The 25,187-nt window shown below is 58.4% G+C and carries 26 protein-coding genes, 1 tRNA gene and 1 pseudogene; 16 read left to right on the top strand and 12 right to left on the bottom strand.

Translation table 11 applies throughout. The annotated features are described in order from the left end of the window. Positions 1–628: 628 nt before the first annotated feature. Both IEQ42_RS11850 and IEQ42_RS11845 read left to right on the top strand, forming a co-directional pair. Positions 629–1,093 carry a DUF3429 domain-containing protein gene (locus IEQ42_RS11850; RefSeq protein ID WP_210703656.1) on the top strand — a complete coding sequence of 155 codons (465 nt, stop codon included), beginning with the start codon at positions 629–631 and terminating at the stop codon, positions 1,091–1,093. 41 nt (positions 1,094–1,134) lie between these two features. Then, positions 1,135–2,409 carry an ABC1 kinase family protein gene (locus tag IEQ42_RS11845; protein ID WP_228731978.1) on the top strand — a complete coding sequence of 425 codons (1,275 nt, stop codon included), beginning with the start codon at positions 1,135–1,137 and terminating at the stop codon, positions 2,407–2,409. An 80-nt stretch (positions 2,410–2,489) separates the two neighbouring features. Here IEQ42_RS11845 and IEQ42_RS11840 read toward each other — a convergent pair whose 3' ends face one another. Further along, complete coding sequence (locus tag IEQ42_RS11840) at positions 2,490–3,449, bottom strand: EamA family transporter (protein ID WP_210703654.1); 960 nt, start codon at positions 3,447–3,449, stop codon at positions 2,490–2,492. On the opposite strand from IEQ42_RS11840, the gene IEQ42_RS11835 reads away from it, so the two are divergent. Further along, positions 3,448–3,693: a hypothetical protein gene (locus IEQ42_RS11835; protein ID WP_210703702.1), complete on the top strand. Its 246-nt coding sequence runs from the start codon at positions 3,448–3,450 to the stop codon at positions 3,691–3,693. The two genes, IEQ42_RS11840 and IEQ42_RS11835, sit on opposite strands and share 2 nt — an antisense overlap. Beyond that, positions 3,680–3,861 (top strand): annotated as a pseudogene (locus tag IEQ42_RS11830) (PLDc N-terminal domain-containing protein). Before IEQ42_RS11835 ends, IEQ42_RS11830 begins: the two are co-directional and overlap by 14 nt. A 114-nt stretch (positions 3,862–3,975) precedes the next feature. Here IEQ42_RS11830 and IEQ42_RS11825 read toward each other — a convergent pair. Then, the gene (locus IEQ42_RS11825; RefSeq protein ID WP_210703700.1) at positions 3,976–4,224 is read right to left on the bottom strand and encodes a DUF6555 family protein; all 249 of its coding nucleotides are present in this window, start codon (positions 4,222–4,224) and stop codon (positions 3,976–3,978) included. A gap of 253 nt (positions 4,225–4,477) precedes the next feature. Continuing rightward, positions 4,478–5,428 (bottom strand): universal stress protein, encoded by a 951-nt coding sequence (locus IEQ42_RS11820; RefSeq protein ID WP_210703653.1) that lies wholly within the window; start codon positions 5,426–5,428, stop codon positions 4,478–4,480. 278 nt (positions 5,429–5,706) lie between these two features. Here IEQ42_RS11820 and IEQ42_RS11815 point away from each other — a divergent pair, with 278 nt between their 5' ends. The 4 genes from IEQ42_RS11815 to IEQ42_RS11800 all read left to right on the top strand — a co-directional run bounded on the left by IEQ42_RS11815 (position 5,707) and on the right by IEQ42_RS11800 (position 9,377). Next, complete coding sequence (locus IEQ42_RS11815; protein ID WP_210703652.1) at positions 5,707–6,780, top strand: NAD(P)-dependent alcohol dehydrogenase; 1,074 nt, start codon at positions 5,707–5,709, stop codon at positions 6,778–6,780. Positions 6,781–6,815: 35 nt separating this feature from the next. Further along, positions 6,816–7,028, top strand: coding sequence for a hypothetical protein (locus IEQ42_RS11810; protein ID WP_210703651.1), 213 nt, complete (start codon positions 6,816–6,818; stop codon positions 7,026–7,028). 54 nt (positions 7,029–7,082) lie between these two features. Then, the gene (locus tag IEQ42_RS11805; protein WP_210703650.1) at positions 7,083–8,324 is read left to right on the top strand and encodes an MgtC/SapB family protein; all 1,242 of its coding nucleotides are present in this window, start codon (positions 7,083–7,085) and stop codon (positions 8,322–8,324) included. Between the two features lie 129 nt (positions 8,325–8,453). Then, on the top strand, positions 8,454–9,377 hold the full coding sequence (locus IEQ42_RS11800; RefSeq protein WP_210703649.1) for a universal stress protein: 924 nt from the start codon (positions 8,454–8,456) through the stop codon (positions 9,375–9,377). 52 nt (positions 9,378–9,429) lie between these two features. On the opposite strand, the gene IEQ42_RS11795 is transcribed toward IEQ42_RS11800, so the two are convergent. Together IEQ42_RS11795 and fnr are read right to left on the bottom strand one after the other, a co-directional pair. Continuing rightward, entirely contained in the window at positions 9,430–9,993 is a 564-nt protein-coding gene (locus IEQ42_RS11795; protein ID WP_042558939.1) for a GNAT family N-acetyltransferase, read from the bottom strand. Positions 9,994–10,206: 213 nt separating this feature from the next. Further along, positions 10,207–10,947 carry a fumarate/nitrate reduction transcriptional regulator Fnr gene (gene fnr, locus IEQ42_RS11790; RefSeq protein WP_210703648.1) on the bottom strand — a complete coding sequence of 247 codons (741 nt, stop codon included), beginning with the start codon at positions 10,945–10,947 and terminating at the stop codon, positions 10,207–10,209. A gap of 365 nt (positions 10,948–11,312) precedes the next feature. On the opposite strand from fnr, the gene IEQ42_RS27470 reads away from it, so the two are divergent. Continuing rightward, complete coding sequence (locus IEQ42_RS27470; RefSeq protein WP_258558328.1) at positions 11,313–11,435, top strand: hypothetical protein; 123 nt, start codon at positions 11,313–11,315, stop codon at positions 11,433–11,435. 77 nt (positions 11,436–11,512) lie between these two features. Beyond that, entirely contained in the window at positions 11,513–12,430 is a 918-nt protein-coding gene (locus IEQ42_RS11785; protein WP_210703647.1) for a universal stress protein, read from the top strand. 172 nt (positions 12,431–12,602) lie between these two features. On the opposite strand, the gene IEQ42_RS11780 is transcribed toward IEQ42_RS11785, so the two are convergent. Then, complete coding sequence (locus tag IEQ42_RS11780; RefSeq protein WP_210703646.1) at positions 12,603–13,034, bottom strand: bleomycin resistance protein; 432 nt, start codon at positions 13,032–13,034, stop codon at positions 12,603–12,605. A gap of 268 nt (positions 13,035–13,302) precedes the next feature. Beyond that, positions 13,303–14,256 (bottom strand): AraC family transcriptional regulator, encoded by a 954-nt coding sequence (locus tag IEQ42_RS11775; protein WP_210703645.1) that lies wholly within the window; start codon positions 14,254–14,256, stop codon positions 13,303–13,305. A gap of 101 nt (positions 14,257–14,357) precedes the next feature. Between IEQ42_RS11775 and IEQ42_RS11770 the strand changes: the two genes are divergently transcribed. Beyond that, complete coding sequence (locus IEQ42_RS11770; RefSeq protein ID WP_210703644.1) at positions 14,358–15,605, top strand: MFS transporter; 1,248 nt, start codon at positions 14,358–14,360, stop codon at positions 15,603–15,605. A 435-nt stretch (positions 15,606–16,040) separates the two neighbouring features. On the opposite strand, the gene IEQ42_RS11765 is transcribed toward IEQ42_RS11770, so the two are convergent. After that, positions 16,041–16,128: transfer RNA gene (locus IEQ42_RS11765), tRNA-Ser, on the bottom strand. Between the two features lie 122 nt (positions 16,129–16,250). On the opposite strand from IEQ42_RS11765, the gene IEQ42_RS11760 reads away from it, so the two are divergent. Beyond that, entirely contained in the window at positions 16,251–16,922 is a 672-nt protein-coding gene (locus IEQ42_RS11760) for a Bax inhibitor-1/YccA family protein (RefSeq protein ID WP_007915443.1), read from the top strand. 65 nt (positions 16,923–16,987) lie between these two features. Here the strand turns inward: IEQ42_RS11760 and IEQ42_RS11755 are convergent, their stop codons facing one another. Further along, entirely contained in the window at positions 16,988–17,314 is a 327-nt protein-coding gene (locus IEQ42_RS11755; protein ID WP_150603202.1) for a YceK/YidQ family lipoprotein, read from the bottom strand. Positions 17,315–17,371: 57 nt separating this feature from the next. Then, entirely contained in the window at positions 17,372–17,809 is a 438-nt protein-coding gene (locus IEQ42_RS11750) for an Lrp/AsnC family transcriptional regulator (RefSeq protein ID WP_210703643.1), read from the bottom strand. A 149-nt stretch (positions 17,810–17,958) separates the two neighbouring features. Between IEQ42_RS11750 and IEQ42_RS11745 the strand changes: the two genes are divergently transcribed. After that, entirely contained in the window at positions 17,959–18,852 is an 894-nt protein-coding gene (locus IEQ42_RS11745) for a DMT family transporter (protein ID WP_210703642.1), read from the top strand. 4 nt (positions 18,853–18,856) lie between these two features. On the opposite strand, the gene IEQ42_RS11740 is transcribed toward IEQ42_RS11745, so the two are convergent. Both IEQ42_RS11740 and IEQ42_RS11735 read right to left on the bottom strand, forming a co-directional pair. Beyond that, positions 18,857–19,897, bottom strand: coding sequence for an FUSC family protein (locus tag IEQ42_RS11740; protein WP_210703699.1), 1,041 nt, complete (start codon positions 19,895–19,897; stop codon positions 18,857–18,859). A gap of 46 nt (positions 19,898–19,943) precedes the next feature. Then, the gene (locus IEQ42_RS11735; protein ID WP_210703641.1) at positions 19,944–21,569 is read right to left on the bottom strand and encodes an NADP-dependent glyceraldehyde-3-phosphate dehydrogenase; all 1,626 of its coding nucleotides are present in this window, start codon (positions 21,567–21,569) and stop codon (positions 19,944–19,946) included. Between the two features lie 379 nt (positions 21,570–21,948). Here IEQ42_RS11735 and IEQ42_RS11730 point away from each other — a divergent pair, with 379 nt between their 5' ends. From IEQ42_RS11730 to IEQ42_RS11720, 3 genes are all read left to right on the top strand, one after another. After that, entirely contained in the window at positions 21,949–22,311 is a 363-nt protein-coding gene (locus tag IEQ42_RS11730; RefSeq protein WP_210703640.1) for a c-type cytochrome, read from the top strand. Positions 22,312–22,386: 75 nt separating this feature from the next. Then, on the top strand, positions 22,387–23,715 hold the full coding sequence (locus IEQ42_RS11725; RefSeq protein WP_210703698.1) for a D-arabinono-1,4-lactone oxidase: 1,329 nt from the start codon (positions 22,387–22,389) through the stop codon (positions 23,713–23,715). 74 nt (positions 23,716–23,789) lie between these two features. Further along, positions 23,790–24,998, top strand: coding sequence for a DSD1 family PLP-dependent enzyme (locus IEQ42_RS11720; protein WP_210703697.1), 1,209 nt, complete (start codon positions 23,790–23,792; stop codon positions 24,996–24,998). Positions 24,999–25,187 lie beyond the last annotated feature (189 nt).

Below are 25,187 nucleotides of genomic sequence, written 5' to 3'. Positions count from 1 at the left end.
TTCTCATTGCTGCCGGTGACAAATGCAGTAAGCCGCACGCGACTCGCCACGATTGGCGGTATAGGCTTATGGGCCAGGCAGCGTAGTGATACTTCCGGCCAATACGCCACATTTTCATTGGGCTAAATCAGGCGAGTACATTTCACAGGTTTACGGAACGGGTCCGCTAGGCCTTGAGTATGTGGTCGTCAGGAGGTTTTTCACGCGGCAAAAGTAAGCACTCTAGTTTCTTGAGTATCTTCAATTAACGCGACCACTTGCTCTTTTGGATGCGGTAAAAGTTCGGGGTATTCATCTGCTGGATATTCGATAGCCGCATCTGCGGGTGTAAATAATTTGAATCTGCACAAATCTATTTCCCGTATGTAGACAGCGGTCTGAATCGAGGCAAAACGAGTGTAAATCCTTTTTAGGAATGCCTGCCAGGCGGTGACGTATTGCCGAAAAAAAGTGGGCTGAGCGTCCGCTTCTGGCCGACTTCTGCACCTCACCAGGGGCAGAAAAAGACCCAAAACGGCCGTTTAATCAAGGCAAGGAATCTGATCCAGTGTTCAGGTCAAAAGCATTGGCATCAGGCCAGCGCTTTTGGGTCTACAGTCTTGTATATCGGGCAGTGGAAGCAGTTGAAATGAACGTGTCGTCTTCGATCTCGCCGCCAAGGCATATTGTCCTGCTGGGCTACGGTGGTTTGCTGCCGTTTATTGGTCTCGCGCTACTCATCCTCACGTCTGTGGAATATCGGCCGTTTTTGGCGGTGGCGCTGGTCAACTATGGTGCGGTCATCCTGAGTTTCGTCGGCGCGTTGCACTGGGGTTTCGCCATGTCAGTGCAAAACATGAGTGCTGAATTGCGCCGCGACCGGCTTATATGGAGCGTCATCCCGGCGCTTGTCGCTTGGCTCAGCACGTTGCTGCCGGTGGCAGTGGGTTGCTTGCTGTTGATCGTCGGATTTGTCGTCCACTTCTGGCAAGACCGGCAGTTGGTCCGGGTTGTGAACCTGCACGCTTGGTACCTGCCGATGCGATTTCGCCTGACAGCGGTGGTCAGCGTTTGCCTGCTTATTGGCGCAATCGCTGTAGTCATTTTTTCGTGAAACCGCGCCGGCCCGAATCGTCTGCAGTGCCAGGCAGTCGCTTGTCGCGGCTGTTGCGTTTTGGCAGTTTGGCCTCCGGCGTGGCGGGCGGCATGCTGGCCGAAGGTGTGCGGCAGTTGGCTCAAGGTAAACGTCCGGCGTTCAATGATCTGCTGTTGACCCCGGGTAATGCGCAACGGGTGGCCGAGCGACTGTCGCAATTGCGTGGTGCGGCCATGAAGGTTGGGCAGTTGTTATCAATGGATGCAGGCGATTTGTTACCGAGCGAGCTGAGCAACATACTTTCTCGTCTGCGTTCCGACGCGCATCCGATGCCCATGAGCCAGTTGGTAGCAGTCCTTGACGAAAGCTGGGGCAAGGGCTGGGAAGGACGCTTCGAACGGTTTTCCTTCACGCCTTTGGCGGCGGCATCCATCGGCCAGGTTCATGCTGCGAAAGGCAAAGACGGCCAACGTCTGGCGATCAAGGTGCAATATCCAGGTGTGCGCGAAAGTATTTCCAGCGATGTAGATAACGTCGCTGCTTTGCTGCGCATGTCCGGGCTGCTGCCTCCCGGCATGGACGTCACAGCACTGCTCCAGGAGGCCAAGTCTCAACTGCAAAATGAAGCCGATTACCTGAAAGAAGCTCAGCACTTACAGCGCTTTCATGAACTGTTAGCCGACAGTCCGGACTTTCTGGTTCCTCGTGGGTATGCCGAGTTCAGTAAGCCGAACATTCTGGTGATGTCCTTCGCCGACGGCGCCGCATTGGAGAGTCTTGAACACGCGCCACAGGCAGAGCGCGACCGGATCGTGACATTGCTGTTCGGCCTGCTTTTGCGCGAGGTGTTTGAGTTTCAGTGCGTCCAGACCGACCCCAATTTTGCCAATTACCTTTATCAGCAAGACTCCGGGAAGATCGTACTGCTCGACTTCGGTGCCACGCGCCTTTATAGCCGCAACAGCACCGAGGCATTTCGCAAACTGCTAGTTGCAGGCCTGCATGAAGACCGCGCCGCCATCACCGAGGCGGCGCTGGAAGTGGGCTACTTTCAGCATGAAACCCTGGCCAGGCATCGGTTATTGCTGACCGACCTCATCGCCCAGGCCTGCGAGCCACTGCGGTATCAAGGTGCCTATGACTTTGCGATGTCCGACCTCGCAGGACGCTTGCGCGATGCAGGGTGGCAACTGGGTGCTGATCGCGACTTCCGGTACACGCCACCAGTGGATGCTCTGTTTCTGCATCGCAAGGTGGGAGGGTTGTACTTGTTGGCTGCAAAGCTAAAGGCGAGGGTGGATGTGCGATGCCTATTCGAGCCTTACGTAATTTGAGCGATTCCCGAACGAAAAATTTCCCGGCAGGCTTACGTCTGGCCACTTCAGTTGCACATCGCTTCGCTGTCGAGCAATTCTCACACGACCGCTTTGGCTTCAGCCTTGATAGTTGATTTGCGATACGTCAGCAATACGATGCCGGTGACCACAATCACCCCGCCCAGAACCTGCCCTGTGCTGAGCATTTGGTCCAGCACAATCCAGCCCATCAACAACGTCGCCAAAGGCTCGATGTTCATGACCGGCGCATTGCGCGGCATGTCCAGCCGAGGCACGGAAATGAACAGGACGATGAAACCGGTGCCATACAGCACCACCAGCGTGGCAAGGGCCAGCCATCCGGTGGAGGTCGCGGGCAGGTTCAGTCCGCTTGGGAAGGCGCCCGTCAGTCCTGCCAGATTAATGCTGCTGAAGACGATAAAAATGGTCAACAGACTGCGCGCCGAGCCGCGTACCTGAGACAACTTGTGGTCGGTGATCCACAGCGCGCAGGCGAACACGCTGGCGGCGCAGAATGCGAGCGCGACGCCCAGCCACCATTCCAGGCCGACGCTGATCGTCGACGAAAGACGTCCGGGCACGTCCAGAACAAACACCAGCCCCACCAGAATCAAGCCCATCAGCGCTGCGGTGCGTGCGGTCGGTCTCGGGCCGCCCATCGCCCAGGTGAGCAGCGCCAGCAGAATGGGAAACACGTTGGCCACCAGCAGCGCCAGCGCCACCGGGATTCGAGCGACGGCGGAGTACAGACACAGGCTTTGCGCGGTAATCAGCAGACCCAGCAGTAATTGCCATCGCCAGGCACCTGCCGGCAGACGCAGACTTTGTCGTTGCCACAGCACCAGGATGGCGAGCACCAGTAAAGTCCCGCCCGAGCGCAGCAAGATCGCCAGCAACACCCCCGCGCCATCATCAAAAGCGACTCGTGCCGCCACATGGTTGCCGGCGAAGGCACAGCCCATGCACAGAAGAATGATCACAGCCAGATGGCGGGGGAAGGGTGTCGGAGCTGTTTGCGCAAGGGTAGGGCGGGGCATGGCAGATCTCGAACAGTGCTCGGCCATTCGGGATGGCGTGCGGGTTTTTTATGTTGTCGTACAACTGGGTGGTTTTGTACCGCAATTGAGTGTGTCGGGCAAGGCGCGTGGCATCCGGGCCTTTTGCGTACTGCAGCGACCTATGCCGGGGAGCTGGCGCAAATACCAGAAAGAGTTTTTTTACCGCTTTGCGGGCAGACAGTTTCGCGGCAACGTGCGAATTACAGGATTTGACTTGGATTGATTGCCGCTTTTCCACGAACGTGTTTTGCAGCGATAAAACAGTGGGTGTGAAAGCCGGTTGGGCTATCGGGCTTATCGTTTTTCCAGTGATAGGGTTAGTGGTTTGGGGCCTTGCTGGCCCCGTGGAATCAAAAAGGGGCCAACGTCGCCTGAACACAGCAAAGGGTAGATGTAACTCGTTCCACGACGCTGGAGAAACAGCCCTGGCTGGGTGGTTTAGACTTCATCGACACGGTGACGGTGGACGCACCGTCATCGTGTCGAGTTCATGAGTCAGCCATGGCTAGGCCTGTGTCCAAACCAACGTAGCTGTTTCGCGCCACTTCACTTCAGTGACTCCGAACCGCTCGGCTTGAGGTTTCGAAACGACCTTCAGCGGAGGTTTACCTGGCTTGGGGATTGGGGCAATACCCGCATCGCAACTTGCCCAATGCCAAGCATCAACATTACGCATTGACTTGGCGCGAATCACGAATGACTTTGACTGTCCGTGAAGTTTGTAATCGATGACGAAAATGTCTGTTTGGCTCATGAGTTCCTCCTTACGCTCATAAGCAAATGAGCTGTACTGGCAGAAAAAATTCCAACGTTTTTCAGCGTCGAAACAGAGCATGTCTTTTCGCCTGGTTCTCTGCCCATCGTCAGTGCCGAACTCTTTACCTCCAGTCGCTGTTCGGTGAGCGGGATTGCTGAATGGGCATGCCCCCGCCAACTGGACGCAGTCATCTGGGCTGCTCAGCCGCCACCCACTTTCAGACCCCGACTGGCTTGTTTTAAAGTCCAGTTCAAAGCCGTAGCGTGCCTGATGTGCCCATCGCGAGCATTTCCGGCGCCACTACCCACACGCTGCAAGGCATTTTGTACAACAGATGCTCCACCGTACTGCCGATCAGTCGGCCTATCCCTCGATGGGTAATACGGCCCATTACAATCACATCGACATCGTATGCATCGGCGTAGCTGGAAAGCACCGTGGCTGGATCTCCCATAATCATGTGCTGGTTTTCTGCGGGGATATTGTTGCGCGCAGCCAGCGCCTGGAAGGCTTCGCCTTGGGCGTCAAACAGGCTCTTGGCGGCGCTGGAGGAAAAGAACGCTGACGCGTTATCAAAGCCGAACTCGGCGGCGCTGAGGGACGACAGGTCATGGGCATAGATCACGTCGAGTTCGGCGTTGCAGGTGCTCGCCAGTTTTGCCGCTTCGCTCAGGATCCGGTCGTTGAGTCCCTCGTACTGGCCATCGCGATGGAAGGGATCGACGGCGGCAACGATCCGCCGCGGCAGGGCGTGTTGTACGTGACTGACAAAATGCAGCGGTACCGGGCATTCACGCAGCAGGTGGATGTCCAGCGGCGTGAACATAAGGCGTGATAGCAGCGATTCATGCTCCAGTGCTTTGATCAGCGCAGCCATTGGCTGTTCCCGCAGGTGGATGAGGATTTCCTGCAGGGGCCGTTCAACCCACACCACTTCAGTGGTAACGTGCACACCGATTTTGCGCAGTGGCCGGGCCTGGTCTTCGAGCCATTGGTGATGGCGCTCGACGTAGCCCAGGCGCATCTGTTCCAGGGCCTGTTCGTTGACCAGCCCGGCGGTCGCCAGACCCTCCAGATAATCGAACGCCACGATGTGCAGTGCGGCATCCGAGGCTTTAGCCAGTGCGGCGGCGCGGTCGAACGCAGGGCTGTTCTTCATCAGCGGCGAGGCGACGAGCATGAAGCGTGCTTGATCAGACATGACAAAACTCCCGTGGGTCATCACAGCAGTAATGCGCTCATGAACTCAAACGTTCAGGAGCAACGGCAGCGACATGTACCGATCCTGGCGCGGACGGCGGCGGGGCGCTTGATATTTGTCAAATGCCTGGCTGATCAATCACACCAGCGGATGCACGGTCGGGCATTCGGGCTCATTCACCGATTGTTGACCATTATCAATCTCCGGTCTGACGGCGCGGCGCAAGCTCCGGTGGAGTGCTGAACTCAAACGCGCCACTGGCGCAGGGAGAAGTCACCATGGCCACCATGAAAGCCGCGATCTTCGTTGAAAAGAACCGCATCGTGCTCGACGACAAACCGATCCCCGAAGTAGGGCCACTGGATGCCTTGATCCGCATCACCACCACGACCATTTGCGGCACCGATGTGCATATCCTGCGCGGCGAGTACCCAGTGGCCATAGGGCTGACCATCGGCCACGAACCGGTTGGCGTCATTGAACGATTGGGTTCGCAGGTACGTGGATTTGTCGAAGGGCAGCGGGTGATTGCCGGCGCCATCACCCCCAGCGGGCAAAGTTATGCGTGCCTGTGTGGTTGCGGCTCGCAGGATGGCCCCGAGACCCGGCATGGCTTCAAGGCGATCGGCGGCTGGAAGTTCGGCAATACCCTCGACGGCTGCCAGGCCGAGTACGTGCTGGTACCGGATGCGCTGGCCAACCTGTGCCCGATTCCCGATGGACTGAGCGACGAACAGGTGCTGATGTGCCCGGATATCATGTCTACCGGGTTTTCCGGCGCAGAACGCGGCGAGATCGCTATTGGTGACACGGTCGCCGTTTTCGCCTTGGGGCCTATCGGCCTGTGTGCCGTGGCCGGGGCTCGCCTGAAAGGCGCCACCCGCATCATCGGTGTGGACGCAGTGCCTGAACGAATGAGTGTGGCCCGCCAGTTGGGCGCAACCGATATCGTCAACTTCAATGACGGTGACGTGGTGGAGCAGATTATGGCGCTGACCGATGGCCGTGGCGTCGATGTGTCCATCGAAGCGCTGGGCACTCAGGGCACTTTCGAGTCGGCATTGCGAGTGCTGCGTCCCGGTGGGCGCCTATCCAGCCTCGGTGTGTATTCCAGCGATTTGCGTATCCCGCTCGGCGCGTTTGCCGCAGGCCTGGGCGATTACAGCATCGTCTCCACCCTGTGCCCGGGCGGTAAGGAACGCATGCGTCGCTTGATGGGCGTGGTGCAGAGCGGTGCGGTAGATCTTTCGCCGCTGGTGACTCACCGATTCAAACTGGACGATATCGAGGCCGCCTATGAACTGTTCGCGCATCAACGCGACGGCGTTATGAAGGTGGCAATCACTCCTTGAAAGCATATGGATGTGCCGCTGAAGTCGAGGTTTTCATGAACATCGAGATCACTGAAAGACAGACGCCCCATGTCTGGGTCGTGCACCTGGATGGCTGGGATGTGAACTTCAGGAGCGTCAAGACTGCGCAGGATTTTGTCGATGTGCTTCAGGCCCGCATCAATGCACCTCATGTCTGGCCAATCGCTTGTGCTCAGACGCCAACGAGGCCGATTGTGGCTCGCCGGATGGGTGCGAGCGTTGAATGATCGCTCTGAGCTGCGTACAGGGCAGTTCGCAAACCCTGCGGGGCGTTACCCATCATGAACGAAGTTTTCGATCTTTCCGGTGCCGCGGCGGCGCTGGGGATCGGCATGCTCATCGGCCTTGAGCGTGAACGGCACAAGGGCACTGGCGATGCGCGACACTGCGCCGGCTTGCGCACGTTCGCCATTACCGCTTTGTTGGGCTATGTCGCGCTGCAAGTCGGCGGTGGCCTGCTGTTGGGGATCATCGCCGCCTGTGTGACGCTGCTGATCAGCGTCGCGTATTGGCGCAGCCTCAGCGACGATCCCGGGGTAACCAGCGAGGTGGCGTTAATCACGGTGTTGCTTTTGGGCGCGTTGTGTACGACTGCGCCGGCGCTGGCAATTGCCCTTGGCGTGGTCATCGCGGGTTTATTGGCGTATCGCCAGACGCTGCATCATTTTGCCAACAGCCAATTGACCGAAGCTGAAATGCGCGACGGCCTGATCTTGCTGATTGCGGCGCTGGTCGTGTTGCCATTGGTGCCGGATCGGTACATGGGACCCTACGCCGCGATCAATCCACGCACTATCTGTACGCTGACGGTGTTGCTGATGCTGGTCGGCGCGACCGGTCATATCGCCGTGCGTATGCTGGGCACCCGCTATGGTTATGTGATCAGCGCAATCGCGTCGGGGTTCGCTTCGAGTACCGTAACGATCGCCACCATGGGCCAGCGAGTTGTCCATGAGCCGGACAACATCAGGATCCTCAGCGCGGCCGCTATTCTGTCCAATCTTGCCACGGTGGTTCAGGTCGGCCTGATCTTCGCCATGGTTGATCCGGACTTGCTGCGCGACGTGTGGGCGCCTTTGGGTTTCGGTTTGGTAGCGACAGCCTCTTATGGCGCCTGCCTGATGTTTCCCGACCCGACTCGGGGTACCCGCAGCGAGCCGATCAAGACCTCCGGCGCGTTCAATCTCAAACTCGCAATAATCGTGACGCTGACCCTGACCGGCATCACGCTGCTGTCATCGGTAATGCTCAACAACTTTGGCCAAGCGGGAATGATGCTCACGGCGACCCTGACAGGCTTTGCCGATGCGCATTCCGCCACGGCCTCAGTGGCGAATCTTGCCAAGGCGGGGCAGCTGCCATATGACGCCATAGCCGCGCCCGCGCTGATTGCCGTCAGCAGTAACTCGGTGAGTAAATGTGTAGTGGCCTGGATCAGCGGCGGCAGACGCTTCGCCGCCTATGTGATCCCGGGCCAGCTATTGCTGACGCTTGCGATGTGGGTCGGCTACGTGTTGATTTAATCGCAAGCGGACTCACAACCCGGCGCCGTCAAAATCCGTGCAGTTGCTGACAAAGATCAAAGTGCTTGCGGCCGCAGCGTTCACTCTGAAGGTCTATTCCTTATGGCTGGCCGCGTGCCGAGGTATCCAATGTCGCAAACTCAGCATTTACTGTTGATCGCTCCTCCCGTCATGGAGCGCACACCGGCGTTCGAGCGCGCGGCGGCGCTTGCCCAGGCCATGCAAGTGCCGCTGCACATCGTGGCCTTCGACTATGTGCAAGCGCTGGCGGTGGCAGGCCTGTTTGCCCCTGAGCAAATCCGCCTGGCCCGCGATGGTTATTTGCGCACTCATCGTCAGTGGCTCACAGAGCAGGCGTCATTGCTGGCAAGGCATCACATCAAGGTCACCACCGAGGTGGTCTGGGTTCAGGATCCCTTTGTCGAGATCCTGCAGTTCGTCAATGAGATACCGGTGATCTTGATCATCAAGGATGCCCAGCACGAGTCCGCTTTGAAGCGAATTTTTTATACCCCGCTGGATTGGCAACTGTTACGTGATTGTCCGGTGCCGGTTCACCTGGTAACTGACGACACTCATCCACGCCCGCGCAATGTACTGGCCATCGTCGATGTCTTGCGCAGCGAAGAACAGGATTGCCTGTTCAACGACCAGATCCTTGATGCAGCCACCCGATTGGCTGAGCAATGTGATGCCAGACTTGAGCTGGTGCATGTGTATGACTGGACGACGGTTTACACCACGGACATGGGTTTCGGCGCATTGCCGTTGGCCACCGGTATTCACGAAACGCTGGGTAGCGCTCAGCATGAGGCGTTTGCGGCCCTGGCCGAGCGTCACGGCGTACCAGATCCATGCCGACATTTCATCGAGGGCGCGCCGGTCCCAAGTATCTGCGAGTTCGCCGACAAGAAGCAGATTGACGTCATTGTGATGGGAACGGTGCAGCACCACGGCTTGAGCAAGTTGTTAGGCTCCACCGCCGAACAGCTGCTGCATCGAGCTCCGTGCAGTGTGTTGGCGATCAAGCCGCAACACACCTTGCAGTCCTGAAGCTGGATCGCCCCGTAATGAGTCGTTGGCCGACACATCACGGGGCGATTTTTTACAGGTGAAGTCGATGAATGACCTGGTGCGGATCGTCGGGATCATTCTGAGTCTCAAACCCTAGACTTTTTGCCAGATCACGCATCAACGCGTTACTCGCGGCGTCGACCGAATACATCTGGCGAAAACCGTTGTGGCGGGCAGCCTTGATCAAGTGCTCCATCAGCAATGTGCCCAGGCCCAAGTGCCGCCATTCATCGGCGACCGTCACGGCACATTCGCATTGATGTTCGCCGGTGGCGGCATAACGGCTGATGCCGATTTCGATCAACTTGCCGTGCTCGTGAACCAGTGCAATGAAGGCCGTACGCTGTTTGTTGTCGGTGTCCATCAACTGGTCGAGCAGGGCGGTGCCGGGCTCGCTGATCTGGGCAAGAAAGCGCATGTGCCTGGATTCGGGTGACAGGCGCTTGATGAAGTTGTACTCGCGCTCACGATCCTTTTCCGAGAGCGGGCGGATCAACACATGGCGGCCGTCCTTGAGCGCCTCAATCCAATATTGGCCGGAGACCGCCGCATAGGCGGCTACGGCCTGATCGTTGTGGTCTTTAACGGTGAGCATGGGTCATCCTCCATCCAGTTGAAAGGCTGGCGCGCGGTGAAAAAAAACGTCCGCTTGGCTTCCTTCTACACCGTTGCCCGCGGCTGCATCTGATCTAAGTCAGACACAGGCCATCGCGGTTTTTCATTGGCATCGGTTTGATGTAAATCGACATCAGGCAGGGGTTTTGGACAGGGCCGAGGCGTGCTTGCTCGACCTCTATTGCTGATCGGTTCAGTGGGGCTGGCGATTGCAGCCGGACACCATGTGCTTGAGGCCTTCCATGTTCTGGATGTTCACGTCGCGACCGGCGATTTCCACCAGTCCCTGATCACGCAAGTGGGCAATGCCACGACAGATGGTCTCCAGACGCAGCCCAAGGTAGGAGCCGATCTCTTCACGGCGCATTTTCAGCACAAACTCTTTGGAGGAATAGCCACGCACGCTTAGGCGTTGCGAGAGGTTGAGCAGGAATGCCGCCAGGCGCTCATCGGAGTTCATGTTGCCCATCAGCATCAACATGCTGTGGTCGCGCACGATTTCCCGGCTCAGCAGTTTGTTGAGGTTGTGCTGCAGGGAAGGAAGGCTTTGCGCCAGTTTTTCCAGTTGCGCGAAGTGAATCGGGCAGACTTCGCTGTCTTCCAGGGCATACGCAGTGCAAGCATGTTGATCGGCACTGATGGCGTCCAGACCGAGCATTTCGCCGGGTATATGAAACCCCGTCACTTGTTCTCGGCCATCGACGGACAGCACGCTGGTCTTGAACGAACCTATGCGCACAGCGTACAGCGAGCGCAGCGGGTCACCTGCCCGATATAGAGCAGTGCCTTTCTTCACCTTGTATCGCTGCACGATCAGTGTATCGAGTCGATCGACCTCCGAACCCGTCATGCCGATCGGCAGGCATAACTCCACCACACTGCAATTGGAACAGGCAGCTTTGAGCAGTGGCGGGGGAGAATGAGCTTCAAGCATGGGGAAGGAGCCTCCAAGGGTCGTGATAAGCATAGGCGTCGTAGCGGCGCGAGTACTTTTCATTTGGCCTTTCACCGTGATTGCAGACGAGCGGAGTGCCTGGATTAGCGAGGCGCTGGCAATTTCGCCTTTATTGAGCTTCAAGGTTGATGTTGATACTTGATGTAAATCAATCGTTGCCGAGTTTTTCAATTTCGGCAGCCAGTTGCTCAGGCGTAACGAACACTCGTAAAGAATCAACACAGCAGCGATCACCGCTACCCGTCGATGCTGTCGTTTGTTGACAAAAATCAGAGCCCGGAGCAGGCATCGTCAGATACTCAGTTCAGCGATTTAGCAGAGCAGTGATTCACCAAGGAGAAATCATGAACATGCGCTCGTCCATCATCGTGCTGAGTATCCTCTGTTGGCTACAGCCACCGGAGCGTGCAGCCGTCGAGGCCAATGAGCGCGTCAAGCGGATGGCCGAAAAGGCAGCGCGCAAGTAGTCGGCGATTACATCAAACCGGACACGGATGTCGGGCTGGCAATCAGGCCGGCGAAGCATTGTCAGGAGAAGTACGTCATGTTCAAGCTCAAACGCATTCTGTTGATCGCACCCGCCGAAATGACTCGCACTCCGGCGTTTGACCGCGCCCAGGCTCTGGCCCGGGCCAGCGGTGCGTTGTTGCACATCGTGGCGTTCGATTATGTGCAGGCCTTGGCGCTTGCCGGTCTGTTTGACCACAACGCCATGGCGCAGGCGCGCGAAGGTTATTTGCAGGTGCATCGGCATTGGCTGGAACAGCAAGCCCGATTCGAGCGTGGCAGCGGCGAGCAAGTCACTACCGAAGTGGTCTGGGCCAGGTCCACACCGGCGCGTGTGCTTGAGTACGTCAATGACTTCCACGCCGATCTGGTAATCAAGGACGCCCACCATGTTCCAGCCCTTGATCGGGCATTTCATCAGCCACTGGACTGGATGTTGCTGCGCGATTGCCCAGCCTGTTTGCACCTGGTCACCGATGCAGCGAACCCGAAGCCTTTGAAGATTTTGGCGGCCATAGACCTTTCCCACCTCGAGGACCTGACCCAAGGGCTCAACGACCGGATACTTGGCCTGGCATCGACATTGGCATCAGAGTGCGGAGCGTCGTTGCATCTGTTGAACGTGAGCAACTGGTCCGTAGTGGGTGATGCCGCGATGAGTGTGCCGAACCTGAGTATGGATCACAGCTTGCGCGATGCGATCACCGATACTCAGCAAGAGGCGTTCGATACCCTGGCCGAGCGCTATGGTGTCGATGAAAAACACAGGCACTTGCTGACCGGAATCCCTTACCGGGTGATCGAACAGTTTGCCCGACAGAATGCGTTCGACCTGATGGTGCTGGGCACGTCCTACCATCACGGCCTCGAGGATTTTATCGGCGGCACGGCGCAGTGCCTGATAAATCGCGCGCCGTGCAGCTTGATGATGGTCAGGCCGTCCGTGCACTTTTAGGCGAAAGCCGCCGATAGAAGACAGCCAAATCCCCTGAGCTTCGGGTCGAGACGACTAAATTTAAGGGGCGCGGCAGCAGCGTCGGAAGGGCAGGGTTGTGCAAATGGCCGAAAAGATGCGGAAACGATTCATAGAGCCAGGAGCCAGTTTCCTGAATGGCAGAATCCTGAGTTCAGATTGAACAAACCGGGCGCTCTCCCAAACGCTCTACCAACCTTACGAGATAGCCATCGGGATCCTGGACGATGAATTCGCGCTGACCGACTTCTACATTGTTAGCCCGATACCAGGTGTCTTTGCATTCTCGATAGAGTGGAAATCCAGCCTGACCAAGTTTTTGGATGATCGGGCCGACAGCCGCAACGTCAATCTGGAGGTTGATTCCTCTTCCAAACGGCTTGGTCAGGGGGGCTGTTAGCCATTGGCCAGCCTCCGGGTCAGCCTGCTCAAGCATTACTTGCGCACCGTTCAAGTCGAGGTAAGCGAATCCGTCTTCTGGGCGTTGATAAGCCACTTCAAGTCCCAGGCAAGAAACCCAAAAGGCCAGACTGCTATCCAGGTCAGTGACCATTAACTCTGGAACCAGTTTGCTACGTTCGAACATGAGATGACTTCCATTTCAATCGGCTCAATCGCCGGGGGTGAGCAGTGTAAAAAGCTGATTCGCGCAATCAGGCTGTGCTCTTTTGGCACGAGCCATGGGAGAAGGTGGCGAGCATCATGATGCATGGTCGGCTGAGTATTATCGAATCGAATCGAATCGAATCGAATTGAATGGTGGCTTATGGCCTAAAGCTGCCTGACGCATAGACAGTGCAAAGCCGCCCTATGGCTCCCTCCACGACTCCTGCTCGGCGTCAGGAAACTGCGGACTACCTCGACTGTCGACTTAATCCAGGCGTCTTGCCCGTAATGCGCTTGAATGCGCGACTGAAAGCGGCCTGAGATGTATAGCCCAGGCGCAGCGCCACCTCTTCAATTGGCAGCCTTTCTAGCGTCAGCCACTGGCTTGCAAGCCGCATTCGCAACTCAGTGACGTAGCGTAGTGGTGTCATGCCAATAGTCACTTGGAAACGGTCCGCGAAGACTGAACGCGAGGTATTGCATTGCTCCGCCAGCTGCGCAACGGTCCAGTTGCGTCCCGGTTGTTGGTGGAGCGCAAGAAGCGCATTTGCCAAGCGTGGATCGCGCAATGCGGCGACCAGGCCAGAGGCATTACCGCAGGCGCACTCCACCCAACCGCGAACGACCATGGCGGCCACCACGTCGGCCAGTCGCGCGAGGATGCCGGCGAAGCCGATACGTGCGGCGCTGACCTCGCGCTCCATGGTGGTCAAAATCGGCACCAGTCCGGGATAACGCTGGCCGCCGGCATCAATCAGCATCAGGCCGGGCATCAGGCTGCCCAGGCCATGGATACTGCCCAACTCAAACTCCATGCAGCTACTGAACAAAATGGTGGTCGGCGTGGGGTTGGCATCGGTTCCGGCATCTACCGCGCTGACGGTTTCACCGAGGGGTGCGCCGTCTAAACGGTCGATGTCCTGAACAGGCACGTCCGTATGGGAAAGCAGTTGATGGGCCGCACCATGGGAGATAAAAGCGGCGTTGCCGGCAGACAGCGCATAGGTTGTTCCGTCCTCCATCCGTAGCATCGCATTGCCGACCGCCAGGAAGTGGAACCAGGCATGCCCAGGTTTGGCCGCGAAGCCCAGGCCGAAGACTGGACCGGCTCGGATACGCCGGTGCTCAACGCCACGCAGGCGCATGCCGCGCAACAACTCGTTGATGAGTTCCGAGGAGAGAGCAAACTGATCTGTAGGCATCGTTAGGTGTTTCAGTCAAAAAATCGAGGTTTATGATCATAGATCATCCGGATTCTCGCGCCTAGACTGCGGGTCGCAATGAAGATTGGGAGATCCGTGCAATGACTGACCTTGTGTGTAATGCCGTACCCGACAGCCGTCCCGGCGCCGGGCAGGACGTAGAACCTGCAACCCCCGCGTGGATGGCCGTATTCTCGTTGGCAATGGGCGTGTTCGGCTTGCTGACCGCTGAGTACCTTCCGGCAAGCCTGTTAACACCGATGGCTACCGATTTGGGTGTGTCCGAAGCGCTAGCTGGCCAGGCCGTAACGGTAACTGCAGTGGTGGCGCTGTTCGCCGGCCTGTTGGTGCCAGGCCTGACTCGCAGTATCGATCGCCGTTGGGTGCTGCTGGGGTTTTCCACGCTGATGATCGCATCCAATCTGTTGGTCGCTATTTCCTCCAGTTTCGCGGTGCTGCTGTTGATGCGTATCTTGCTGGGTATCGCCCTTGGCGGGTTCTGGAGCATGGCGGCGGCAGTGGCGATGCGATTAGTACCGGCTGCTTTGTTGCCGCGAGCGCTCTCGATCATTTTCAGCGGCATTGCTATCGGGACGGTGGTTGCGGTCCCGTTGGGCAGTTTTCTAGGCGGGCTATATGGCTGGCGCAGCGCGTTCTTTGCAGCAGCGGCGGTGGGGGGCGTGACCCTGGCTTTCCAGTCGTTTACTCTGCCGCGGCTTGCGCCGCGCCGGCCTGCACGCCTGCGCACGGTGTTTGAGGTGTTGCTGCGCCCGGGCATCGCCATGGGGATGTTCGGTTGCGTGTTGGTGCACAGCGGCCACTTTGCGATGTTCACTTATATTCGGCCATTCCTCGAAGGTACGACAAGCATTGGCCCGCAAGGGCTGTCGCTGATGCTTCTGGGGTTCGGTGTGGCGAACTTTGTCGGCACGCTGGTGGCTGGATGGCTGCTTCCCCGTCACCCGTTGGCCACCCTGGTGTTGATGCCGGTGCTGGTGGGCGTTGCGGCACTGGCGTTGGTTCTTTTGCCGGCCTCGGTGCCGGGTCAGGCCATTCTGCTGGCGGTCTGGGGCTTGGCCTTTGGTGGTGTGCCAGTGGCATGGTCGAACTGGGTCGCCAGCGCCGTACCTGATCAGGCGGAAAGCGCCGGGGGCATGGTAGTGGCGTCCGTGCAGTCGGCCATCGCAACAGGCGCAGCCGCTGGCGGTGCGATGTTCAGTTTCGGTGGTAGCGCAGGTGTATTTGTAGCGGCGGCCGTGTTGATGCTGCTGGCCGCGTTGCTGATTGCGTTGCGTGTCCGGGTTCCTTCCCATGGCGGTGCCCAGGCCAGGCCGGCGCTGCATCTTTGATCCGACTCCCCGGGCGCCCCGATTCTGCCTGTAACCCGGACATAAAATAAGAACGATACGACGTCTCACCAAGGACGCCGGAAATTTTTTCACGCCGCAGGTATAGGCAATGCGCTCGGGTGGTTCGACTGGACGTTGTACGCAACCTTTTCGGTGTACCTGGCAGGCAATCTGTTCGACAAGGCCTGTCAATGTATCCGCGCTGATCAAGCATTCGACTTGGCCAAGACATCCTGTAGTGAAGAACGGCAGAGAATGGCCGAAAGCTGTCCGTTGAAGACAGCCACATCTTCAGATGTGTCGAGGTCGAACCAGTGATATCAGAAGGGCAGGGTTTCAAAAAGATGCGGAAACGATCCATAGAGAGAGGAGCAAATTTCCCAAATGCCAGAAACGACAAAGCCCTGAATAATCAGGGCTTTGTCGGTACAAATATGGCGGAGGCGATGGGATTCGAACTCATGGACCTGTTACAGTCGACGGTTTTCAAGACCGTTGCCTTAAACCACTCGGCCACACCTCCGTTGCGTTGCGGGCGCCATAATACCTGAATGAAACACACTGTCAAACTCTCTGCATGGCTTGTTACAGAGCGTCTGTTATGATCTTTGCGACTGAACGTTTCAAACCAACAGGAGTGTCGCCATGCGCGAACAGGATTACGCAGTTAATAACAGCGTGCAGGCTGAGCAGCTAGAGGTTAGCCGCGTCCTGCGCAACACTTATGGTCTACTCGCTCTCACCCTCGCATTCAGCGGCGTGATGGCGTTCGTTGCCCAGCAGATGCGTGTTGGCTACCCGAACATTTTCGTGGTGCTGATTGGCTTCTACGGGCTTTTCTTCCTTACCAACAAACTTCGTGATTCCGCGTGGGGCCTGGTGTCCGCCTTTGCGTTGACCGGTTTCATGGGTTTCCTGCTCGGCCCGATCCTCAATCGTTACCTGGGCATGCAGGGCGGCGCTGAAGTGGTCAGCTCCGCGTTCGCGATGACGGCACTGGTGTTCGGTGGTTTGTCGGCTTACGTGCTGATCACCCGCAAGGACATGAGTTTCCTGGGTGGTTTCATCACCGCCGGTTTCTTCGTCCTGCTGGGTGCAACGCTGGCGAGCTTCTTCTTCCAGGTCAGCGGCCTGCAACTGGCGATCAGCGCAGGTTTCGTGCTGTTCTCGTCGGTCTGCATCCTGTTCCAGACCAGCGCCATCATTCACGGCGGCGAGCGTAACTACATCATGGCGACCATCAGCCTGTATGTATCGATCTACAACCTGTTCATCAGCTTGTTGCAGATCTTCGGCATCATGAGCCGCGATGACTGATCGCAGTTCATGAAATAACAAAAAACCCGCCTAGGCGGGTTTTTTGTTGCCTGCAGAAAAGGTGATCAATTGATCACGATGCTGCCATCGGCCTGTTGTTTGTAGATCGTGTAAGGCAACAGCAGTGTGTCCAGCACCCCCGACAATGCGGCATCTACCAGCACGCCGGGCGTTGCGTTGTTGTAATTGAACGCATCGACATCATCCGGCCGCTCTGCGTGCAGCAGGCAGAAATCATAGGTGACGCCGCTGTAGATCCGCGGAACGGCGCCGCAGTGGGATTTCTTGTCTTTCAGGTAGTCCGCCGTATTCTGATCGCTGCGCACCACCGTCTGCACGGTCCCGCAACCGGCGAGCATCAGCGTCGCCAGCATCACTGCCTGAATTTTCATACCGCCAATCCTTAGCCGCAAAAACCTCAATCTACGCCGAACGCAGGTAAAAAGCATTCATCCCATGGGTGGCAGTCGGCGTTTGACTGGCGTCTTCTTGACGATCGCCGTGTTGGTTTCGGCCAGGTTGTTAAGGCGATCAAGCAGGGTGTCCAGCTGTTCCATCGAACGTACGTGCAGGCGGGCGATGAAACAGTCCTCGCCGGTCACCTTGTCGCATTCGGTGAATTCGGGAATCGCCAGAATCTGCCGCTCTACTTCTTGCAGTTGCCCCGGCAGCGGTCGCACACGGACGATGGCCTGCAATTGATAGCCAAAACACTTGGGGTCGATTTCGACGGTGTAGCCCTTGAGCACGCCGCGTTCTTCAAGTCGGCGCAAGCGTTCCGCGACGCTGGGCGACGACAGGCCGCTGATCTGCGCCAAGGCCTTTAATGAGCGCCGCGAATCCTCCATCAAGGCACTGATGAGGATCTGGTCGATGTCATCGGTCATGGTCAATCTCCAGCATTAGGCAATTGATAAAAACCACCCTCGATAAAAAAGGCAGAAACCGAGTTTAGCCTGCTTTTTGCGCTGGAATGGCCCTGCGTCCGATTGGCATACTTTTGCCACGCATTCGCCAAACGCTGAGGAGATTGATGATGGACAACCCGATCCGTCGCGGCTCATTTGAAATGACCGCGGCCATGCTGATATCCGGGACGATCGGCTGGTTCGTGCTGGTTTCCGGGCAACCGGTGCTGGACGTAGTGTTCTGGCGCTGTGTGTTTGGGGCCGGCACTTTGTTGCTGATCTGCGCGATTTTCGGTTTTTTGCGCCCCGGCTTACTGACACGCACTAAATTCTTGCTGGCGGTGCTCAGCGGCGTGGCGATTGTCGGCAACTGGGTGCTGTTGTTTGCGTCTTATTCCCGGGCCTCGATCGCCATCGGCACAGCGGTGTACAACGTGCAGCCGTTCATGCTGGTCGGACTGGCGGCGCTGTTCCTCGGCGAGAAAATTACCCTGCAAAAGCTGTTTTGGCTGGCAATTTCCTTTATGGGCATGCTGGCGATTGTCAGTGCCCACGGCCAGCAAGGCGATGGAGGTAGTCAGTACCTGCTGGGCATCGCTCTGGCACTGGGCGCGGCGTTTCTCTATGCGATTGCCGCGTTGATCATCAAGCGCCTGACGGGTACGCCGCCGCACTTGATTGCGCTGATTCAGGTCTGCACCGGCGTGCTGCTGCTCGCGCCGTTCGCGCACTTTTCGGCACTGCCGCAAGCGCCGAGTGCATGGGCCAGCCTGGTGACGCTGGGCATCGTTCACACTGGCCTGATGTACGTGCTGCTCTATGGCGCGATTCAGAAGTTGCCGACAGCGTTGACGGGCGCACTGTCGTTCATCTACCCGATTGCAGCGATTTTCGTCGACTGGTTAGCCTTCGGTCATCGCCTGGAGGTCCTGCAATGGGTGGGCGTAGCAGCGATTCTGCTGGCCGCTGCGGGGATGCAACAGGGCTGGGGTTTCAAGGCGCGGCGACTGGCTGCGCAGTAAAACGTCAGATGTTCCAGCGCGGCGCGGTTTTCGCCAGGCGCTGGCGCAACTCGCCGATGTTCGCGGCGAGTTGCCGGGTCAGCAATCGATAGCCATCCAAAGCACTATAAACCGGTGCGTCAAGGCTGGCGTCCGGCAACTCCGCTGGCCGATCCAGACGCTGCGTCGCTCCCGACTTGAGTGCGCGGGCCATACCAATCAATTGCACGCGAATCTGCCGGTGCTCGGCCTTCAACGCTGATTGCAGATGGGCCATGGCTTCGGGGTCGTTGGCGTCGGGGCGCGTGTTACCGAGGATCTCCAGTGTGCTGATGCACATGCGCAAGTTGCGCTGGATGGCATCGAGTTCGGTCATGGAAATCTTCACTTCCTTGGATACCGACGGCATCAGCGAACGCAGTTGCACCATCACCGCACCCAGGCGGCCCATCAGTTTCAGATGTTCGTCGGCGCTGACCGGTTGGCCGCTGATGATGCGTCCGTATACCGTGGCGCAATCGCGCAAGGCATTGGCCAGGTTGTAGCGCCACGAGTACACCGCGTACAGCGGCAGGGCGAAGGAAAATGCCAGCGCCAGGGCAATGCCGATCAGGATATCGACCCCGCGCCACAGCCCATCCGTGATCGGGTTGTCGCCGTGCCCGGCGACGATAAATACCGTGATCGCCGAGAGCAGGGCGGTGTAGCCACCCTTGCCGATGGCGTGATACGAGAAGAAGCCGCACACCACGGCCATGGCAAAGTAGGTCAGCCACGGCATGCCGAGCCACGCCTCCTGCGCCACCAGCAACAAACCGACGCCGGCGCCGATCAAGGTGCCGGTGGCGCGTTCGGCGGCTTTTTTGCCGATGTTGCCGTGGTGCTGCAAACCGCCGATGACCACCAGCATGGTCACCGATGCCCACTCGCCATGAGGCAGGTTGATACCGGTGGTCAGCAGGATGGTTGCCAGCAACCCCAGTGCCACCCGCACCGCGTGGATCAGTCGGGCGTGACGGTAGCGCCGGTACGGGTCCAGCAGCGGACGCAGGATTCGGCGCAACAGCGGTGGCAGTCGGTGGGTGCTGAACGTACTCAGTGCAAGGCCCTCGTCAGAAGATGTAGTCGGTGGTCAGGAAGCTCGAATCGCGTCCGCGAATGATCTCGCTGATCAGATCCTTGTTGCTGTCCTGGTATTTGGTGGCCACCAGTGTGCGGATCGAAAACACCCGCAGTGCATCGTGTACCGACAGCGTGCCTTCGGCGGAGTTCTTGCGGCCGTTGAACGGATAAGTGTCCGGGCCACGTTGGCATTGGGCGTTGAGGTTGATCCGGCCGACCTGATTGGCAAATGTGTCGACCAGCCGTCCGACGGCCACCGGGTTGGTGCCGAAGATGCTCAACTGCTGGCCGAAGTCCGATTCCAGCACGTAGTCGATCACCGTATCGAGGTGACTGTACGGCACGATCGGCACCACCGGGCCAAACTGTTCTTCCTGATACACACGCATCTGCGGGTTCACCGGGTACAGCACCGCCGGGTAGAAAAACGACTCGCGCGACTCGCCGCCATTGGGGTTGACCACTTCGGCACCCTTGCTGCGCGCATCCGCGACCAGCCCATGCAAATAATCGACCTTGCCCGACTCCGGCAGCGGTGTCAGCGACACTCCGCTGTCCCACGGCATGCCCGGTTTCAGCGTGGCCAGTTTTGTGTTGAATTTTTCGATGAAGCTGTCGACCACATCCTCATGGACAAACAGTATTTTCAGCGCGGTGCAGCGCTGGCCGTTGAACGACAGTGACCCGGTGACCGCCTCGCTGACGGCGTTGTCCAGATCGACTTCCGGCAGGACGATGCCGGGGTTCTTCGCATCCAGCCCCAGTGCGGCGCGCAAGCGGTGCGGTTTTGGGTGCAGTTTCTTCAGGTCGCTGGCGGCCTTGTTGGTGCCGATGAAGGCGAAGATGTCGATCTTGCCGCTGGCCATCAGTGCGCTGACGGTTTCGCGGCCGCTGCCGTAGATGACGTTGATCACACCGGTAGGGAAGCTGTCGCGGAACGCTTCGAGCAATGGGCGAATCAGCAGCACGCCAAGCTTGGCCGGTTTGAACACCACGGTGTTGCCCATGATCAGCGCCGGAATCAGCGTGGTGAAGGTCTCGTTCAGCGGATAGTTGTAGGGGCCCATGCACAGCGCCACGCCGAGCGGCACGCGGCGAATTTGCCCCAGCGTGTCCTGCTCCAGTTCGAAACGGCTGGAGCGGCGATCGAGTTCTTTCAGCGCATTGATGGTGTCAACGATGTAGTCGCAGGTGCGGTCGAACTCTTTTTCCGAGTCCTTGAGGTTCTTGCCGATTTCCCACATCAGCAGCTTGACCACTGCGTCACGCTGCTGGCGCATGCGCCCCAGGAACGCTTCAACGTGCTGGATGCGTTCGGCCACACGCATGGTCGGCCACAGGCCCTGGCCACGGTCGTAGGCGCGGACGGCGGCGTCCAGCGCGGTGAGGGCAGTGTCGGCGTCGAGCAGGGGTGTGCTGCCGAGAATCACTTGTTCATCGCCATTGTCGCCGTGCAAATAAACCGGGCTGCGAACCGTGGCGAGCGGGCCGTCCCAGCGGCGCAATTCACCGTCGACCAGATATTCGCGCTGCTCGACCTGACCGTCGAGGCGGTATTTTTCCGGGATGTCGCTGACAGAAGGGAACAGGTTGCCAAGGATGTTTGCTGTGGTCATGTCGCTACCCCGTGTTGATGTCCGCGTGCAGATCAAAAAGTCTGTACAGGTTATACGCCTGAATGCGGCGAAATTTAAACCCGTAAATGTCACTCGAATGTCACGCAAAGGCGCAGAACAGAGGGGCTGGCAACACCGCGAACTATGTGGGAGCTGGCTTGCCAGCGATGTGGTCGGTACTTTCATTATCTTCATTGACTGACACACCGCTATCGCTGGCAAGCCAGCTCCCACAGGGTTTTATGGTGTGCCCAATACTGAGGTGTGCCCAACTGGCCCCGTAAGTCCCCCTCGCTGTCCCGCAATGCCCTCAACCCTCTGGCGTCGCTGTCTTAAGGTGTGATCACAACAACAAGTGATGCCACACAAGAGGATCGTTATGCGGGCAATCCGATTCACTTTACTGCTGGTGTTGGCCATGACACTGCCCGGGTGCGGCGACGATGCCAAACCGGCGGTCACTTCCAGCATCGCCAGCAGCGCTACCCCGTCCGACCCGGCGCTGGCACAGATCTACGCCAACAGTTGCCAGCTCTGCCACGCCAACCCGGCTGCCAATGCGCCGCTCACCGGCGACCGCAAAGCCTGGGAACCGCGCATCCAGCAGGGCGCCGACACGCTGCTCGACCATGCCATCAACGGCTACAACGGCATGCCGCCGATGGGCCAATGCGTTGAGTGCTCGCAAGAGCAGTTCCTGCAATTGATCGGCTTCATGGCCGACCAGCCTCTTCCACAATAAGGTGCGCGCATGACGATGGATCTGACACGGCGTCAGTTGTTGCAACGGGCGAGCATTGTTGGCGCGCTCAGCGCGTTGGCGAGCAACCCGGCATTGGGCCAATTGATGCGCGCGCCACGGCTGATCCCTTGGCGCAACTGGTCGGGCGCGCAGAGCTGCCTGCCGGCGGCGCGTCTGGCACCGAAAAATCTGGATGAGCTGACGAAAGTGATTCGTCAGGCTCAAGGCACGATTCGTCCGGTCGGCTCGGCGCATTCGTTCAGCGCCCTGGTTCCCACCGACGGCACGCTATTGTCGTTGAGCTACTTCACCGGGCTGCTCGATCACGACCCGAAAACCCTGCAAGCCGAATTCGCCGCCGGCACACCGATGTCGCGCATGGGCATGCCCCTGAAGGACGTTGGCCAAGCGCTGCAAAACATGGCCGATATCGACTATCAGACCCTCGCCGGCGCGATTGCCACCTCGACTCACGGCACCGGCAAAAACTTCCAGTCCTACTCGGCCCACGTCTGCGGCATGCAGTTGGTGACGGCCAGCGGCGAGGTGCTGGACTGTGACAGCCAGCGCCATCCTGAGGTGTTCAATGCCGCCCGCGTATCCCTAGGTGCACTCGGCGTGGCGACAAAAATTCGCCTGCAAAACCGCCCGGCCTATCGCCTGCGTGAACGCCAGTGGATCGCCAAAACCGAAGAGCTGCTGGAAGACCTCGACACCAACACCCGCGAAAATCAGCACTGGGAAATGCTCGTGGTTACCCATTCCGACTACGCCTTGTCCATCGCCCTCAATGAAACGGACGACCCGGCCTCACCGCCGATCAGTCCCGAAGAGGAGGGCGGCAACGAGTTCGTGACCCTGATTGAAAAGATTGACAAGTACGCCAGCGATTTCCCCGAGCTGCGTCGTACCATGCTCAACAGCCTGCGGCATCTTGCGAGTTTCGATGACCGGGTCGGCGACTCGTTCGACATCTACGCCAACGTACGCACCGTGCGCTTCAACGAGATGGAGTACTCGGTGCCTGCCGAGCATGGCCCGGCCTGCCTGCGCGAGATTCTCAAGCTGATACATGACAAGGACCTGCGCACCTGGTTTCCCATCGAGTATCGCTACGTCAAGGCCGACGACATCCCGCTGAGCATGTTCGAGGGCCGCGACAGCTGTTCGATCTCGGTGCACCAGCATTACCAGATGGACCATCACAATCTGTTCGCGGCAGTCGAGCCCATCTTCTGGAAATACAACGGCCGCCCGCACTGGGGCAAGTTGCACACGCTCAATGCGAAAAACCTGCAACCGCTGTACCCGCGCTGGCGTGAGTTTGCCCAGGTGCGCGAGGCGCTTGATCCGCGTGGGCGGTTTCTCAATGCGCATTTGTCGTCGATTCTGGGGGTGAGCTGATGGCGGTCAATCGACGTAACTTTGTGCTCGGCACGTTGGGTGTCGGAGCTTTATTGGTGGGCGTCGGCGCGTGGTTGCGGCCGGGGGATCGCGGTGGGCCCTATAGCGACTATTTCCGGGCGCTGAATAGAGAATTGAGGGAAAAGGGGCCGATGCGCCCGGTGCTACTGATCGATCTGGATCGTCTCGATCACAACATCGACGTGGTCATGCAGTCGGTCAAACGTGGCGGCAAGCAGTTGCGATTGGTGGAGAAGTCGCTGCCATCGCCGGGGTTGCTCAGCTACATCGCGCAACGTGCCGGAACGCAAAAGCTGATGTCGTTTCATCAGCCGTTTCTCAATCACGATGCGGTGACGTTTGCGCAGTCGGATATCTTGCTCGGCAAACCGTTGCCGGTGCGTTCGGCCGAGCTGTTTTATCAGATCCACAAAGGCCCGTTTGATCCCGCCAGGCAGTTGCAATGGCTGCTCGACAGCCCTGAGCGTTTGCAGCAGTACCTGGCGCTGGCGCAGGGTTTGGGCACGCGGATGCGCATCAACATCGAGCTGGATGTGGGCCTGCATCGCGGCGGGGTCAGTGACGTGAACGTGCTGGGGCAGATGCTCGCGCTGATCAGTGCCAACCCGCAGCACCTGCAGTTTTCCGGGTTCATGGGTTACGACCCGTTCGTGGGCATGGGGGTGCCGGGGATTCTGGGTTCGCCCGAGGAATTGTTTGCCAGAGTCATGGTGATTTATCAGCGCTGCGTTGATTTCACCCGCCAGCAATTTCCGGGGTTGTGGCATGACGGTTTGTGCCTGAACACCGCTGGCAGCCCCAGTTATCGCATCCATGAAAAGGAAACCCTGAGCACGGAAGTTTCAGTCGGTACGGCAATGCTCAAGCCGACGCACTACGATCTCCCGTCCCTGGCCGATCATGTACCGGCCACTTACATTGCCACGCCCGTGCTGAAAAGCACCGGAGCGGTCAACATCCCGGCGCTGGACGACAAGTCGACACTGTTCTCGTGGTGGGACCAGAATCAGCGACAGACCTTTTTCATCTACGGCGGTAACTGGATGGCCGAGTTCGAATCGCCGCAGGGGCTGCAAAGCAACACTGTTTACGGCCGCAGTTCGAATCAGGAAATGGTCAACGGCTCGAACGCGGTGGGCCTGAAGATCGAGGATCAAGTCTTCCTGCGCCCGACCCAGACCGAAGCCGTCCTCCTGCAATTCGGTGATTTGCTGGCGGTGCGTGGCGGCAAGATCGTCGACACCTGGGCGGTGTATACCTGAAAACACATCCACGCTAAACGCCACGTCCCCTGTGGGAGCTGGCTTGCCAGCGATGGCGTCAGGTCAGCAACCTTGGTGGTTGGCTGACACACCGCCATCGCTGGCAAGCCAGCTCCCACAGGGTTTTTTGGTGTATGTGAGACCCCATTCAAACTTTCGAGTAATGAAGCTTTTATGACAAAAGTTCGG

This window comes from Pseudomonas iridis, from assembly GCF_017980685.1.
Lineage (GTDB): Bacteria > Pseudomonadota > Gammaproteobacteria > Pseudomonadales > Pseudomonadaceae > Aquipseudomonas > Aquipseudomonas iridis.
Note: the sequence above shows the minus strand (reverse complement) of the source record. Positions and strands in the feature narration are given on the sequence as shown.

Excerpts from the sequence above, each read along its gene's own strand:
- IEQ42_RS11850 (WP_210703656.1), top strand. The coding sequence starts at position 629 with ATGAACGTGTCGTCTTCGATCTCGCCGCCAAGGCATATTGTCCTGCTG.
- IEQ42_RS11835 (WP_210703702.1), top strand. The coding sequence starts at position 3,448 with ATGGCAGATCTCGAACAGTGCTCGGCCATTCGGGATGGCGTGCGGGTT.
- IEQ42_RS11840 (WP_210703654.1), bottom strand. The coding sequence starts at position 3,449 with ATGCCCCGCCCTACCCTTGCGCAAACAGCTCCGACACCCTTCCCCCGC.
- IEQ42_RS11825 (WP_210703700.1), bottom strand. The coding sequence starts at position 4,224 with ATGAGCCAAACAGACATTTTCGTCATCGATTACAAACTTCACGGACAG.
- IEQ42_RS11820 (WP_210703653.1), bottom strand. The coding sequence starts at position 5,428 with ATGTCTGATCAAGCACGCTTCATGCTCGTCGCCTCGCCGCTGATGAAG.
- IEQ42_RS11815 (WP_210703652.1), top strand. The coding sequence starts at position 5,707 with ATGGCCACCATGAAAGCCGCGATCTTCGTTGAAAAGAACCGCATCGTG.
- IEQ42_RS11810 (WP_210703651.1), top strand. The coding sequence starts at position 6,816 with ATGAACATCGAGATCACTGAAAGACAGACGCCCCATGTCTGGGTCGTG.
- IEQ42_RS11805 (WP_210703650.1), top strand. The coding sequence starts at position 7,083 with ATGAACGAAGTTTTCGATCTTTCCGGTGCCGCGGCGGCGCTGGGGATC.
- IEQ42_RS11800 (WP_210703649.1), top strand. The coding sequence starts at position 8,454 with ATGTCGCAAACTCAGCATTTACTGTTGATCGCTCCTCCCGTCATGGAG.
- IEQ42_RS11795 (WP_042558939.1), bottom strand. The coding sequence starts at position 9,993 with ATGCTCACCGTTAAAGACCACAACGATCAGGCCGTAGCCGCCTATGCG.
- fnr (WP_210703648.1), bottom strand. The coding sequence starts at position 10,947 with ATGCTTGAAGCTCATTCTCCCCCGCCACTGCTCAAAGCTGCCTGTTCC.
- IEQ42_RS27470 (WP_258558328.1), top strand. The coding sequence starts at position 11,313 with ATGAACATGCGCTCGTCCATCATCGTGCTGAGTATCCTCTGTTGGCTA.
- IEQ42_RS11785 (WP_210703647.1), top strand. The coding sequence starts at position 11,513 with ATGTTCAAGCTCAAACGCATTCTGTTGATCGCACCCGCCGAAATGACT.
- IEQ42_RS11780 (WP_210703646.1), bottom strand. The coding sequence starts at position 13,034 with ATGTTCGAACGTAGCAAACTGGTTCCAGAGTTAATGGTCACTGACCTG.
- IEQ42_RS11775 (WP_210703645.1), bottom strand. The coding sequence starts at position 14,256 with ATGCCTACAGATCAGTTTGCTCTCTCCTCGGAACTCATCAACGAGTTG.
- IEQ42_RS11770 (WP_210703644.1), top strand. The coding sequence starts at position 14,358 with ATGACTGACCTTGTGTGTAATGCCGTACCCGACAGCCGTCCCGGCGCC.
- IEQ42_RS11760 (WP_007915443.1), top strand. The coding sequence starts at position 16,251 with ATGCGCGAACAGGATTACGCAGTTAATAACAGCGTGCAGGCTGAGCAG.
- IEQ42_RS11755 (WP_150603202.1), bottom strand. The coding sequence starts at position 17,314 with ATGAAAATTCAGGCAGTGATGCTGGCGACGCTGATGCTCGCCGGTTGC.
- IEQ42_RS11750 (WP_210703643.1), bottom strand. The coding sequence starts at position 17,809 with ATGACCGATGACATCGACCAGATCCTCATCAGTGCCTTGATGGAGGAT.
- IEQ42_RS11745 (WP_210703642.1), top strand. The coding sequence starts at position 17,959 with ATGGACAACCCGATCCGTCGCGGCTCATTTGAAATGACCGCGGCCATG.
- IEQ42_RS11735 (WP_210703641.1), bottom strand. The coding sequence starts at position 21,569 with ATGACCACAGCAAACATCCTTGGCAACCTGTTCCCTTCTGTCAGCGAC.
- IEQ42_RS11730 (WP_210703640.1), top strand. The coding sequence starts at position 21,949 with ATGCGGGCAATCCGATTCACTTTACTGCTGGTGTTGGCCATGACACTG.